Raw genomic sequence first — 13,372 nt, forward strand, 5'->3', positions numbered from 1 at the left:
AGAGATACAGCTATATATCACTGATTTCAAACGAGACAATTCATGCCAACCCTGCACTGGATAGGAAAAGATAAAGTCGTCAAGCATCACCACGAGGTTCCGTTCAAGACCCTACGGCGTGAGTATGTGCATACCGCGCCGGAAGGGACGCCGGCCAACTCGACTGGCAACCGGATAATCCACGGCGACAATTTGGAGGCATTGAAGGCGCTGCTGCCAGAGTTCGAGGGGCGTGTGAAGTGCATCTACATCGATCCTCCCTACAATACCGGCAATGAAGGCTGGGTGTACAACGACAACGTCAATGATCCGCGCATTCAGAAGTGGCTGCATCAGGTGGTCGGCAAGGAAGGTGAAGACCTGTCGCGGCATGACAAGTGGCTTTGCATGATGTATCCGCGTCTGAAACTGCTGCATCGACTGCTGGCGCTGAATGGGAGCATCTGGATTTCGATTGACGATATCGAGGTCGCCAATCTGCGGTTGGTATTGGACGAGATTTTCGGTTCGGGGAACTTTGTTGCCAATGTGTTGTGGCAGAAAAAGTATGCCGTGGCCAATGACCACAAGACTATAGCGCCGATGCACGACCATATTCTGGTCTATCGGAAAAGCGAGCAGTGGCAGCGGAACCTGCTGCCCCGCACTGAGGAGAAAGACCGACAGTATCGTAATGAGGATGAAAAAGGGACTTTCAGAAACAGCGATTACACTTGCAACAAATCTGCTGACGAGCGACCGAACCTGTATTATCCAATTACCAATCCGAACACCGGAGAAGAAATCTGGCCGAAACGAACACGGGTCTGGGCATATTCACAGGACGAATACCAACGGCATGTTGCAGAGGGTCTTATTTACTGGGGCAAAGACGGAACAGGGAAAGTACCATCTTTCAAGCGGTACAAGCATCTGCTGAAAAACGATGGCATTGTTCCGGCAACGTGGTGGGAGCACAGCTTTGCCGGTCATACGGATGCAGCCAAGAAGGAAATCCGGGGCATCCTCTCCGATAACTCCAAGGCGATTGATTTCATCACGCCGAAACCAACAACCCTGATAGAGAAAATCCTTTCGGTTGCAACTAATCCGGGCGATACGGTTCTCGATTCCTACGCTGGTTCCGGCACCACTGCTCATGCCGTGCTGAAGCTGAATGCCCAGGATGGCGGGAATCGCCGTTTCATCCTGACCGAGATGATGGATTATGCCGAAACCATTACCGCCGAGAGGGTACGCCGGGTCATGGGTGGCTATGGCGAGGATAACAAGGTTGTTGCCGGACTTGGCGGCAGCTTCGAGTACTATACCATCGGCGAGGCCCTGTTCGATGAGGACGGTAATCTCAACGAGGCCGTTCCGGTCGAAGAGATCAGGCGCTATGTGGCTTATACGGAAGGTGTGGAGTACGGACTTTCCGAGATGTCGCCGTACTATATCGGCCAGGCCAATGATGCTGCATACCTCTTCCATTACGAACCGGATCGGGCAACGGCGCTGGATTATGAATTTCTGAACAGCCTCCGGTTCACAGAGTACGCGCGACCAACAACACTGGTAGTATATGCCGACAACTGCCTGCTGTCGCAGGATCAGCTGCGCAAGCACGGCATTATTTTCAAAAAAATCCCGCGTGACATTACGCGGTTTTGACGGGACAGCCATGGAACTGAAAGACTATCAAAGCCGCGTCATCAAAGACCTCACCGACTTCCTCAGCTATCTTGAGGAACTCAAGGATATCCGGGCCGCCTTCCGCACCTATTGGGACGACCGTGGTGCAACCAGGATGGAAGCATACAAGAACAATGTCCCCGGTGTTCCCCATGTCTGCGTGAAGGTGCCGACCGCCGGGGGCAAGACCTTCCTGGCCGCCAATGCCCTCAAGCCGATCTTCGACGTTGTGGTACCGGAATCGACCGGTCAGCCCCGCGTGGTGGTCTGGCTGGTGCCGTCGCTGACGATCCTGGAACAGACGGAACGCAACTTCGCCGACCCGACCCATCCCTACCGGCAGCGGCTGAATACCCATTTCAAGGGGCGCGTTGAAATTTACGGCAAGAAATCGTTATTGCAGGGGGCCGGGTTTTCTCCCGACGCCATCCAGGGGCAGCTTTCCCTGATCCTGATGAGCTTTGACAGTCTGCGAGCCCGCAACAAGGATGACCGCAAGATTTTTCAGGAGAACGGCAACCTGGCAACTTTCGATGTGCTGGATGCCGACCTGCTGGAGAGCGCCGACCCGACCGCCCTGATCAACGTCATCCGTGCCCTAAGACCGGTCGTGGTTGTGGATGAAAGCCATAATGCTGAGTCCGACCTTTCCGTTGAAATGCTGGTAAACCTCAAGCCCAGCTTTATCCTCGATCTGACCGCCACCCCGCGCAACAATAGCAACATCGTCAGTTTCGTGGACGCCCTGGCGCTCAAGAAGGAGTGCATGGTCAAGCTGCCGGTCATTGTCTACAACCGGCCCGACAAGACTGAGGTGGTCAACAACTCCCTGCAGCTGCGGCGCAAGCTGGAAACGCTGGCAATTGCCGAGGAGAAGATCACCGGCAAGTACATCCGCCCGATTATCCTTTTCCAGGCCGAACCGAAGACCGGCGAGGAGAAGGAGACCTTCCAGAAGATCAAGGCCACGCTGGTCAAGCTGAAGATCCCCGAAGCGCAAATCGCCATCAAGACAGCAGATGTCAATGAGCTGAAGGGTGTGGATCTGATGAGCCGTGATTGTCCGGTACGCTACATCATCACGGTCAATGCCCTGAAGGAAGGGTGGGATTGCCCGTTCGCCTATATCCTGGCATCGCTGGCCGATAAGTCGTCTGCCGTCGATGTGGAGCAGGTTGTCGGCAGGGTGTTGCGTCAGCCCCATGTGGTGGCTCATCAGGAACCGCTGTTGAACATGAGCTATGTGTTCACCGCCTCCAACCGTTTCATGGATACGCTCGATAAAGTGGTCAAGGGGCTGAACCGGGCCGGTTTCAGCGACCGGGATTACCGGGCAGTGCTGGAATCTGCCGTGGAATCGAAAGTTCCAGACTCCGCCCACCCGGACCTGTTCGCACCGCCGCCCCCTGCTGTTCCGGAAGCACCTGCAACGACGGAATATCCGACGGTAGAGGAAGAGATCGATGTCGAACGGTTACAGGGATGTGTTGCCGATGGCGGGACAACTGAGAGTGAATCAGCCGGACAACCTGCTGTCGAACCGGATACGACGCTGGAACAACTGACCGCTCACGCCACGGAAGCCAACCAGGAATTCACCAAAAAAGCAAAGGATGCAGATTCATCACTTTCGCCGGACTTGGAAGCCAGAATGAACCGATACCCGATCAAGAGCATTTACCTCGAAGAGGCCAGGGCAATTGCCATACCGCAGTTCTTTATCCAGGTGCCTGCCGGAGGCTTCTTCGATGAAGCGGAGAAGCTGGCCCTGCTGGAGAAGGAAAACCTGCTGAAGGATTTCCGCCTCAGCACCTGCGATACGTCGCTCAACTTTGAAGGGATCGACGCGGAAGCGTACCGGGTCGATCTGGAACAGACCGGCAAGGATGATTACCGTCCCAGTTTCAAGAAGATCGACAGCCGCCAGAAGGCGCTGCTGAACGCTCACATCCTATCCCTGCCGCGAGACTCGCAGGTGAAAAACATGGCGGCCCGTCTAGCCGAGATGATCGGCAATATGTATCCCATCGCCGACCGGGAGATTCTGGCCTACATCAAGCGGATTATGGAAGGTCTGACGGCAGAGCAGCTGCACGACTGCCTTGAGCGGGATTACAGCTACGTCGCCAAGATCAAGCAGAAGATCAGCGAGCTGTCCACGGACTACTGTGAAAAAGTCTTCGGTGATTGGCTGACAACCGAAAAGATCGTCACCTCCCCCAGCTTCAAACTTCCCGAGTTTATCGCTCCGAACCTGATGGGGCCGACCATAGCCAACAGCCTGTATATGTCCGAGAAAAAGGCCAACGGCTTTGAAGAGCGGGTCATCAACGACATTGCCAACCTGCCGAATATCCAGTTCTGGCACCGCAACATCGAGAAGAGTGGCTTCAGGATCAACGGCTTCATCAACCACTACCCGGATTTCATCATCAGAACAATTTCCGGCAAGATCATCATTCTGGAAACCAAGGGTGACGACCGGGACAACTCAGATTCTGTTCGCAAGCTGAAACTGAGCAATGCCTGGGAGAAACAGGCAGGGAGGCAGTTCCGCTACTTCATGGTGTTCGAGAACAAGCCGATCGACGGGGCGCACAAGCTGGCCGATGCGCTGGGGTTACTGGGGCAGTTGTAGGGGGACAATAATATGCCGGATGCTATGCTTAAAACTAGCCTTGCAGGGAAGATTCGCCACCTCCGTCCCTTTAAGACTGAGGCGTTACTACCAGTTTTCGAAGCGGTAGTTAACTCCATCCAAGCCATCGAAGAGATGGGCGATGTAAGGCAAGGTGTTATTACCGTGCGCATCAGGCGGGATATGCGACAAGGAAACCTTGCATTCAATGACGAAGATTCTTCTCTGCCCAATATTATCGGCTTCGAGATTGAAGACAATGGTATCGGCTTTAATAACGACAACTACGAATCTTTCCAAACAGCAGATTCTACCTATAAAATTGCCAAAGGCGGAAAAGGCGTCGGGCGTTTTCTATGGCTTAAGGCGTTTGAACGGGTAGATATCACGAGCATCTACCTGAGCCCGGATGGCACTCTCACGGGTCGAAATATAGAGTTCACTATTACTGACGGTATTCGTGAATTGACTTCCCATCCCTTTAACATTGATCACGCCAATACCATTGTGCGGCTAACCGGGTTTAAAGAAGAATATCGGAAGTTGCCGAGCGCTTTCAAATCTTCCCCCAAAATTGCTCAACGTATATTTGAGCATTGCCTTACGAGGTTTATCAGCGACCGCGCTCCAACAATAAAGATAATAGACGATTGGGATGGTGTGCTAATCAACCTGCACGACCTTTACAATAAGATAAAAGGCCATATCGTTACTGAGGATTTCAGCGTTCGCGATTCGTCTTTCACCATGTACCATATTCGTCTCTATGAAACCCACGAGAAAGCCCATCAGCTCGTTTATTGCGCCGATGGCAGGGATGTGAAAAACCGTTCCATTGGAAGCCTTTTGGGGACTTCCGTCCAGTTTGACGACGACGGTAAAAAGTTCTTTTACTCGGCCTATATTACCTCTCCCTTCCTTGATGCAAATGTTGATGAATACCGCCAGGAATTCAATATCCCTGACAAGAATAACCTTTACAGCAGTGATGAAATCTCAATGGAGCAGATAGAGCAGGAAGCGGTGCAACGGACTCGGACCCATCTTGCCCCAGTGATTGAATCGGTCGAAAAGCAGAAGGCTGAAAAAGTCTCTAAATTTCTCCAGAATCAAGCCCCCATGCTGCGGTCAGTAGTGAAGTATTGCCCGGAGGCCATGAAGGAAATCGAGGTTAACACCACTGAGGAGAAGATGACCCAAACCCTTTATGCATATAAGGGTAAGGCGGAATATGAAATCAGGAAAAATAGCGACAAGTTATTGCGAACTCAGGCTAAGAGCGTTGAGGAAATTGACGTTCAGTACAAGGAACTTACAGAAAAGTTAGAGGATTTACAGAAGGATCAATTGGCTGGTTATGTGCTATTTCGCAAAATGATTATTGACCTGCTGGATAAGAAGCTATGCCTGAATTCGGATCGTAAATACTGCAATGAAGATATTGTTCACGACATCGTTTTTCCGCGCAAAACCGATACGGACACTATCGGTTACGAGAATCACAACTTATGGCTAATTGACGAATTACTTGCTTTCCATTCTTTAGCCGCATCTGACAAGCGCTTGTGTGACATTACTACATCCAGCAGCGAAGAACGTCCCGACGTGGTTGTGTTCTCGGAGGTCGGAGATGATCGAATGGCGAGGGCAATTTCGCTGATTGAATTCAAGAAGCCCCAGCGAACGAACTTTGACGAAGACCCCACAAAACAGTTATTTCGGTACGTGCGAGAAATTCGGAAAAATGGCGTATGGTTGCCAAACGGAAGACAAGTTACAGTAAACGATACCACCCGTTTCTATTGCTATGCAATATGTGACCTAACTCCGCAAGTCAAAGAGTTTGCTGAGAACGGCAACTATGCAGCTCTCCAGGGAGAGCTTGGTTATTATACGTATAACCGGAATCATAACGCTCACGTCGAGCTTGTTGCCTTTGACAAGATCGTCCTAGATGCAAAACAGCGGCATAAGGCCTTCTTTGAAAAGCTTGGGATAGGCAGTTAATTTTAAAAAGGTGAATTTATGTACAAAACGAAAGCTCTTCTATTGGCAACATTAGTCAGTATCCTGCCGGCAATAGTTGCAGGTGCAATCGTTGGCCTATTCTTCATCAAATCCTTCTGGTACTGGACTGCAGGCATCGCATCGCCTGCTCTTTTTTTCATCTGCCTGGATCGAGTGCCTGTTCGTTTATTTGCTGGGGCAATGAGAGGGCTTCCCCTTTGGCCACTCCTGAAATACGGATTTGTATGTACGGATAAAAGATCAAGTAACTACAATAGTGATGAGGAGTGGCGATACTGGTTTCTCTATAACAGCGATCATCACAAACGCTGACTATATTCCAAAGCTCCTTTCAGCTTCAATATTTCGTCTCTATCGAGGGAAATGCAACCTTGATATTCGGCTATCAGATCATACGGTGACGACTCATAGAAATAGATGTTTGCTCCATCCGTCTTTTCCAAATGTGTTAAGACATCACTTGGCAAACAGAACTGATATCCCTCCAATGTCAAGGTTGCTCCAAAATCAGCAAGAGCAAGCTTAATTTCAGAATTCCCTACCTTTTCTCGATTACTAAAATCTTCACTGACAATAGCGATGATCCCGTCATTGACCAGTAATATCTTCTTTCCCATCATTGCCTATTTTCCTCTCCTGAGCGGTGCCGGCCCAGGGCCTTTTGGTAAATTCGATGTCTTGCTCTGTTGCTGAAGAATTTTCTCGGTTCTCTGCGTTTGCTGTTGAACCCGATTTTCCATAACTCTTGCCGAATCACGAACAGTAACCTCTTCAGCTTTTGCTGCTGCAGCTTCTTTTGCTTCTCTATTTTTAATCATTGAGCGATTGGGAGCAGTTACAGTGGTAAAGTCTCCAACAACGCCCGCAGTCTCATGCAACGCTCCCTGTCCAACGGCAATCGCAGTAGCGGCAGTACCTGCATCAATTGAACGGCCATCCCTGAATTCCTGAGTTGCTGCACTCCCGGCCAGATTCTGCTTGGACTCAACTCTTGTTCCGACCACCTGTGAATTCGAATAATCCGCCTTGACCCCGCCATCAGCTCGAATATTACCGGTAATCCCACCACCAGATCTCGTACTGACCACCGCTGCACCTTGCTGCGACATCTGAACAAACTGATCTTCTGTAATCTCGGAGCGCTGCCCGGCAATCAGGTTTCCGCTCTTGTCCATCTTGCCCTGGACCTGCGAATAGTGCAGGTTGCCTTCCTTGTCCTTGGCGTACATGAGGACATTGCCGTCAAGCCCGTTGGAAAATGATCCGCCTACCACCTCCATCTTGCCGGTCTTGTCGTTCTTGGCATAGTACCAGTCACCATTGACCATCATCTGCTTGCCGCCGGCCTGGACCATGTAACTGCCGGACTTGCGCGAGACATTCAGGGCCTGATTCTCATAGCCTGTCTTGATGAAATCACCAACCGTCTTACGCATCCCCTTGTCAGTAGTCGACACGTTCCGATCAAGACGCTCGATATCAGTTCCGGTTCTGCTCTGGCCGAGATCAAATTTCTGCACCCGGCCACCCTGGTCAACGGCAAACGAGGCAAGGTTACCGTTCCGGTCATAATCCGCCTTGTAGTCGAAGGCCTGACCGGACAGTTTGGCGACATGAGCAGCAGCACTCTGGAATCCGGCAGAGCGAAGCTGCTTCTGCAGTTCGAGTGCCTGTCCCTTATCACCCTTGGCAACGGTACCGGAATCAGACGAATTGACGATCCCGCCATCCATGCCGACATTGACCGCACTCTTGCCGTCAGCTGTCGTGAAGTTGATATTCTGACCTTCCATCGCCTTCTGCATCTCGGCAAAGCCCCGTTCAGTCAAGTGGCCGTTCTGGTACATCTCTGGATCGTTCTTGAGTTGCGGCGCAATCCTGCCAACCATCTGATCCGCTGCCGCGTGAACCAGCTGATTGCGGGCAATCCTCCCTGAAACATCATTGCTGGTGAGCCGTTGGTAGTTGTCGTAACCACCGCCTGCATAGATCCCCTGAATCTTACCCCCGGTCTCCGTTGCTACGACACGGCCAGCTTCCGTGCCGGCAGCTACCGGACCACCCAGCTGATCGGAAAGTCCGGTTACCTCAGAGGCGTGCTTGCCTTGCTGGAACTGGGCGTTCATCTGCATGAGCTGCCCGGATGAGATCCCGTAGGTATCGGCGATCTTGTTCACCGCATCAGCATTGGCAAAATCCCCCAGGGCGGTAACCTCTGACCGCATGGCGTTGAACTCCCGCCAGTTCCCATTGAACCCGAGAGACCTGGCTGCAGCGTAGGCTCCCATCTCTCCCTGCAGCTGTCCGACATTTTTGTCCATGTTGGCGGTCAGGAACCCGGCGTAGTTTTCACCGGAGCCAAAAACATTTGCCAAGGCCCGGTCATTGGCGACTCCCATCTTGGCAAAGGCCATAGTATCGCCGCCATAGCTGCCGGAAACCACATCCTTGGTCGCAGCAGACTTGTCGAGTCCCAGCCGGCCATCGAACGATTTCAGTTCATACGATGACGAGAGACCGCCTTCACGCATTGCCCTGCCGCTACCACCGAAACCGATTGACCTGCCAATCTCGCTGTCAGCAGATATCCTGCTCGAAAACTCCATTCCGAAATCCCGGATCATGTCGCTGGAAGCGGTCGTCTTACCGGACATTCCAACCAATGACTGCGCCTGCCTGGCCTGGAAACTATGCTCGTTGCTCCACGCCTGGGTCGGCATAGCGGTGACATTGCGCTGCATGGCCGAAGCTCTGCCGGCAGGATCTTCAACCTCATGTGTCGCCCGGTTGCCTGCGGACTGAACCTGGCTGACCATCCCTCCGGCCATCATTGCCATGGCATGACCGCCGAACTTGATCAACATACCGGTGATAACCGTCGCCAGCATCATCCCGCTCATTCGAAGTGTTCCGAACATGCCGAGGATCTTCACGGTCTGGTCAGGGAAGAAGTAGAGGGCATCCATGCCCAGTTTGTTCTGCCGCACCATCTCATAGGCCCGATTGGCATAGTCCACGGCAAACTGGTGGACGATGGCGTCGGTAACACCCCAGGCGGTCAACCAGATGAAGAAGCCGGCGATGATCCCGACGGCCTTGCCGATCAGTGGCGTTGGAATGAACAACGCCAGGAACGGCAACAATCCAACCGCGATGGCAGTAAGCGCAGCTTTCAGAATCGGCAGCCATTCGTTGGCAGACTTCATGGCCCCGGAGGCATTGAGCAGGAACTGGTAGTTGGTGGCGCCGGCAGCATTGCCGCTGCGAAAGATCTCCTCCAGTCGCTGGGAGATGTAGGCCTGCTTCAGGAAATCATCAATGCTTGCCGCTCCCAGACCGGTCCCCGCGTTGACGTTGTTGAGAACCGTCTTGCACTGGATCATGGCGGCAGCGTCGGTCACGTCATAGCCGAGATTCGCGCAAACCGATTCGATGTTCTTCCCCAGATTGGCCGGGGTGAGCGCCGCTTTGATGCTGGTCCAGGAGTCGGTACAGGTGAGAGCCTGCCCCTGCGGGTTGGCAGCATCATAGTAGACCGTCCAGATGGCGGGATTTACCGCCTTGTCCAGGGAACCGACAAAATTGGTGGTTGTCTTACGGAGTTCATCCACGGTGAGCCCGGCATTGGGATTCATCAGCGCATAGGAGACGCAGTCCCTGACGTAGCGCCGCATGGAGGCATCCAGATTGCTGTCGATGGCCGTCAGGGGAATGCTGGTGAGCTGGGCGAGCCCCAGGAATCCTTTACCACCAGCCTGAGTCTGATAATTCAGGGGATCTCCGGCAGTGGTGACGATATCCACCAGGCCCCGTTCGATCTTGTTCAGGATGCCGGCCACTGCAACCACCCCATCCGGGATGCCACCGACCGGCTGATTTTTATTGAAGATCGGATCATAGACATGGATGGTTCCCTTGGGGACGACCAGGGCAAGATAGACCATGATGCCGATCATGGTTGGCACGATCCAGGTCATGACCGAACCGTTGGCGGTACCAAGCGATTTGGCAAAAACCGTCACCCCGCCGAAGAAGAGCCCGGCGGTGATGACCACGAAATAGAGCGACTTGTAGGCGTTGTCGCCGAAGATCAACGCCAGCTTGCTGAAGGCATTCACCACCGCGTCGTGACCGCCCCAGACATAGAATTCCATGTCCAGGGCCATTGCCAGGGATGGAATCAGCAGCAACAGTGCAGTGATGGCAATACTAGAAGTTGTCCGTATCGACATGCACAACTCCTGCGGCAATCAGTTTGCGGTTACGCTGCCAGGCGACCAGCATGGCAACAATCGGGATGATGATAAACACTGCCGTGGATACCAATACGAAGTATGCGGAGATGAGAAAGATCCCCTTGAAACCCTGCACCCAGTAGTAGATCGAGGCGACCGTGCTGGGCGAAGTCTTGGCGTAATAGAGCTTACCCACCGCCCACAGCACGTTCTTGTCGGTAAAGATCTTGAAATAGAGAAAGTGGAAGGCGATGAAGGCCAGAACCGCCTTGACGATGGCGCCGAAGACCATGCCGCCCAGGAGATTCAGTACCATCGCCCGGGTGTACTCACCGATGAAACAGGTGGAGGCCTTGGCCATGAAGATGGCATACCCCAGCGAAAAACCGAGAGCCAGCAGGAAAGCGCTGAACTTGTCGAAAAAGGTGGGAGATGAATCACCGAACATGGGGATGTACTGCTCGATCACACCGATGGCCACGGGGGTCAGCAGCGCCGAGACGATCCCTGACGCAAAGGAACTCCGGAATCCCACCTCCATGAATTCAAGCCGCTGCTTGGTGGTCAGAAAACGAGCCTTGATGATGCAGCCACCCAGTTCGTTGGCGAAGTTCTGATCGATGTAGGAGATCGCCTCCAGGAGCCCTCGTGGGTGGATCTCGTTACTCTGGGGGACCGGCATTACATCCGGCGAGCTGTTGCTATCCTTCGACACTGCGTCCTCCTATCCCGTAAATGACCTGACCAGGTTCATGACACCGCCGCCATAGGCAACAATAGCGGCCAACAGCAGGCAGATGGCGGCCAGCGTCGGGTTTCGCTGTCTCACCCCGACCCAGAATGCCGTGACCACCAGGGCGACGAAGAAAAAGCGACCCCAGAAACCATAGAGGAGCGTGGCAAAGAGCTTCTGCCAGAAGCCGGTATATTCCGCCTGCCCCATGTAGTGCAGCGGGTTGAGTTTTTCGATGGGCACGGCAGCTCCTTTCAACAGGCTGTCAGAAGATCGGGTAGGCTTTCGCCAGGATGCGGCTCTTGTCGACAAAGCCGAAGTAACGGGAGTCGAAGCTGTCCTTATGTTGCCCCATAACAAACATGAATCCCTTGGGTACAGGACCGTTGAAGGTAAAGTGCTGCAGCGGTTCCCCCTTCAGGGAAAAGTCCTTGGCCCTGACCAGGTACTTACCGTTGCAGAAGAATTTCTTCTCCGCGTTGACGGTGAGCAGATCTCCCTCGTTGCAACCGAGGATCTTCATCACGTCATCTGATTTCTTAATCCCCATTCTGGCTGACAATTGCCTGTGCCGGAACAGGACGTAATCCCCGCGTACCACTTTGTCCGGGTACCGGATGAGCCAGTAGACCCGATGCGTGAGTGATGGCGTGAGGGTGACGCTGATCTTGTAGGGAAGCAGCGTCCCCGCCACGAGCAGGACCGTGATTGCCAGCCAAAGCCGCCAGTTGCTAAACTCAAGGTTTAACGGTTTCGGCATTGCGCACCACCGCGTCACCCATGATGACCACCCGGTTTTTGGGAATGGCCGTGATGACGGTCTCCAGTCGGTCGAAACTCTTTTTCAGTTCGTCGTCATTCAGCTTGCCGGCCAGGTAATTGTCCCGCTGCTGGGCGATGTACCCTTTGAGGTCAACGGCCACGATCTTCTGGGCATACCAGCGGTCATAGCCAATAATGGTGGCCAAAGATGCACCAAAAGATACCGCCAAACAGAGCGCAACAATGGGGATCATTCCCGGTGGCTTTTTGGAATGCTCTTTTGGTAGCGTTGATGGTACCGAAACAGCAACCTTGCTCTCTGCCTGTTCTTGTGAGGAGGTCGTCTCCATGCAGTTCCCTTCATTCATTCTGTATGCTCTCTTTCCTGAATTAGATTTTCCTGTCCGGTGCGATGAACAGGTCTTTATGGATATCCACTGGAACGATAGGCAGCGCTCATATTATTTGTTGCCATTTTGGCGTCACATGGTTACACTTTATTCCTGACAGGAGGTGTACTGTGGCACATGCACGAGCAGAAGAACGAATCCCGGCACGGATGCCCACGGCGGTGTACGACCGTGTTGTTGAAGCCGCCCAGGCTGTTGGCGCTACGCTCAATCAGTTTCTGGTTCAATCGGCTCTGGAAAAAGCCAACGAGATTCTCGAACAGGAGCGTGTTATCAAATTGTCGGCACATGCTGCAAAGACCGTTTTCGACCTGATGGATAATCCCCCTGTCCCTAACGAGCAATTGAAAGCTGCCATGAAACGTCGCGAGAAGGCCTTGTGCCCGAAATAGAAGCCCTGTCAAAGCATCATGACCGCACCGGTTTTGACTGCGGAGTGGCCGAGCTTAATGCTTTTCTCAAATCCACCGCACGACAGCATGGCGATAAAGGCATTTCCAGAACGTTTGTCCTGACTGACCAGAGCAGTCCTGCCATTATGGGATTCTTCACCCTTACCCTGTGCGAAGTAGTCGCGGTGAAACTCCCGGCCGCATATGCGAAGAAATACCCACAACACGGTCTTCCTGCCGTACGGCTTGCCCGCCTGGCGGTATCACTCAAACATCAGGGCAAACGGTATGGAGAACTTCTGCTTACGGAAGCTGTTGACCGCACCGCCCTGATTGCCGCGCAGGCCGGAGTCATCGGTCTGTTTGTGGATGCAAAGAACGATTCCGCTCGCACCTTTTATGAACGGTATGGATTCGTCGCGCTGCCTGACCAACCCTTTCATCTGTTTCTACCGATCGATACAATTCGAATGCTCACCACCGGATAAAATCCTGTCCCA

General features: G+C 53.0%; 12 protein-coding genes. 6 read left to right on the plus strand and 6 right to left on the minus strand.

Features of this window, described 5'->3' with window-relative positions:
- Positions 1 to 42: 42 nt before the first annotated feature.
- From KI809_RS02360 to KI809_RS02375, 4 genes are read left to right on the plus strand one after another with little or no spacing between them, the layout of a single operon-like run.
- Positions 43 to 1,653, plus strand: coding sequence for a site-specific DNA-methyltransferase (locus KI809_RS02360; RefSeq protein ID WP_214169904.1), 1,611 nt, complete (start codon positions 43 to 45; stop codon positions 1,651 to 1,653).
- A gap of 10 nt (positions 1,654 to 1,663) precedes the next feature.
- Positions 1,664 to 4,312, plus strand: a complete 2,649-nt coding sequence (locus KI809_RS02365; protein WP_214169905.1) for a DEAD/DEAH box helicase — start codon at positions 1,664 to 1,666, stop codon at positions 4,310 to 4,312.
- Between the two features lie 12 nt (positions 4,313 to 4,324).
- Entirely contained in the window at positions 4,325 to 6,319 is a 1,995-nt protein-coding gene (locus tag KI809_RS02370; RefSeq protein ID WP_214169906.1) for an ATP-binding protein, read from the plus strand.
- Positions 6,320 to 6,337: 18 nt separating this feature from the next.
- Complete coding sequence (locus tag KI809_RS02375) at positions 6,338 to 6,652, plus strand: hypothetical protein (protein ID WP_214169907.1); 315 nt, start codon at positions 6,338 to 6,340, stop codon at positions 6,650 to 6,652.
- On the opposite strand, the gene KI809_RS02380 is transcribed toward KI809_RS02375, so the two are convergent.
- Genes KI809_RS02380 through KI809_RS02405 form a run of 6 tightly spaced genes read right to left on the minus strand, consistent with a single transcriptional unit; the run spans position 6,640 to position 12,438 of the window.
- Entirely contained in the window at positions 6,640 to 6,960 is a 321-nt protein-coding gene (locus KI809_RS02380; protein WP_214169908.1) for a hypothetical protein, read from the minus strand. The two genes, KI809_RS02375 and KI809_RS02380, sit on opposite strands and share 13 nt — an antisense overlap.
- A 3-nt stretch (positions 6,961 to 6,963) precedes the next feature.
- Entirely contained in the window at positions 6,964 to 10,572 is a 3,609-nt protein-coding gene (locus KI809_RS02385) for a conjugal transfer protein TraG N-terminal domain-containing protein (RefSeq protein WP_214169909.1), read from the minus strand.
- Positions 10,550 to 11,290 carry a hypothetical protein gene (locus tag KI809_RS02390; protein WP_214169910.1) on the minus strand — a complete coding sequence of 247 codons (741 nt, stop codon included), beginning with the start codon at positions 11,288 to 11,290 and terminating at the stop codon, positions 10,550 to 10,552. Before KI809_RS02390 ends, KI809_RS02385 begins: the two co-directional genes overlap by 23 nt.
- A 9-nt stretch (positions 11,291 to 11,299) precedes the next feature.
- The gene (locus KI809_RS02395) at positions 11,300 to 11,551 is read right to left on the minus strand and encodes a hypothetical protein (protein ID WP_214169911.1); all 252 of its coding nucleotides are present in this window, start codon (positions 11,549 to 11,551) and stop codon (positions 11,300 to 11,302) included.
- A 22-nt stretch (positions 11,552 to 11,573) separates the two neighbouring features.
- Positions 11,574 to 12,068, minus strand: coding sequence for a S26 family signal peptidase (locus tag KI809_RS02400; protein WP_214169912.1), 495 nt, complete (start codon positions 12,066 to 12,068; stop codon positions 11,574 to 11,576).
- Complete coding sequence (locus KI809_RS02405; RefSeq protein WP_214169913.1) at positions 12,046 to 12,438, minus strand: hypothetical protein; 393 nt, start codon at positions 12,436 to 12,438, stop codon at positions 12,046 to 12,048. The genes KI809_RS02400 and KI809_RS02405 overlap by 23 nt, the downstream gene beginning before the upstream one ends.
- Before the next feature lie 152 nt (positions 12,439 to 12,590).
- Between KI809_RS02405 and KI809_RS20670 the strand changes: the two genes are divergently transcribed.
- Both KI809_RS20670 and KI809_RS02415 read left to right on the plus strand, forming a co-directional pair.
- Complete coding sequence (locus tag KI809_RS20670; RefSeq protein WP_337833271.1) at positions 12,591 to 12,872, plus strand: type II toxin-antitoxin system TacA family antitoxin; 282 nt, start codon at positions 12,591 to 12,593, stop codon at positions 12,870 to 12,872.
- Positions 12,860 to 13,360 (plus strand): GNAT family N-acetyltransferase, encoded by a 501-nt coding sequence (locus KI809_RS02415; protein ID WP_214169915.1) that lies wholly within the window; start codon positions 12,860 to 12,862, stop codon positions 13,358 to 13,360. Before KI809_RS20670 ends, KI809_RS02415 begins: the two co-directional genes overlap by 13 nt.
- Positions 13,361 to 13,372: the final 12 nt, after the last annotated feature.

Origin of the sequence: Geoanaerobacter pelophilus, assembly GCF_018476885.1 — a bacterium.
Classification (GTDB): domain Bacteria; phylum Desulfobacterota; class Desulfuromonadia; order Geobacterales; family DSM-12255; genus Geoanaerobacter; species Geoanaerobacter pelophilus.

Excerpts from the sequence above, each read along its gene's own strand:
- KI809_RS02360 (WP_214169904.1), top strand. The coding sequence starts at position 43 with ATGCCAACCCTGCACTGGATAGGAAAAGATAAAGTCGTCAAGCATCAC.
- KI809_RS02365 (WP_214169905.1), top strand. The coding sequence starts at position 1,664 with ATGGAACTGAAAGACTATCAAAGCCGCGTCATCAAAGACCTCACCGAC.
- KI809_RS02370 (WP_214169906.1), top strand. The coding sequence starts at position 4,325 with ATGCCGGATGCTATGCTTAAAACTAGCCTTGCAGGGAAGATTCGCCAC.
- KI809_RS02375 (WP_214169907.1), top strand. The coding sequence starts at position 6,338 with ATGTACAAAACGAAAGCTCTTCTATTGGCAACATTAGTCAGTATCCTG.
- KI809_RS02380 (WP_214169908.1), bottom strand. The coding sequence starts at position 6,960 with ATGATGGGAAAGAAGATATTACTGGTCAATGACGGGATCATCGCTATT.
- KI809_RS02385 (WP_214169909.1), bottom strand. The coding sequence starts at position 10,572 with ATGTCGATACGGACAACTTCTAGTATTGCCATCACTGCACTGTTGCTG.
- KI809_RS02400 (WP_214169912.1), bottom strand. The coding sequence starts at position 12,068 with ATGCCGAAACCGTTAAACCTTGAGTTTAGCAACTGGCGGCTTTGGCTG.
- KI809_RS02405 (WP_214169913.1), bottom strand. The coding sequence starts at position 12,438 with ATGAATGAAGGGAACTGCATGGAGACGACCTCCTCACAAGAACAGGCA.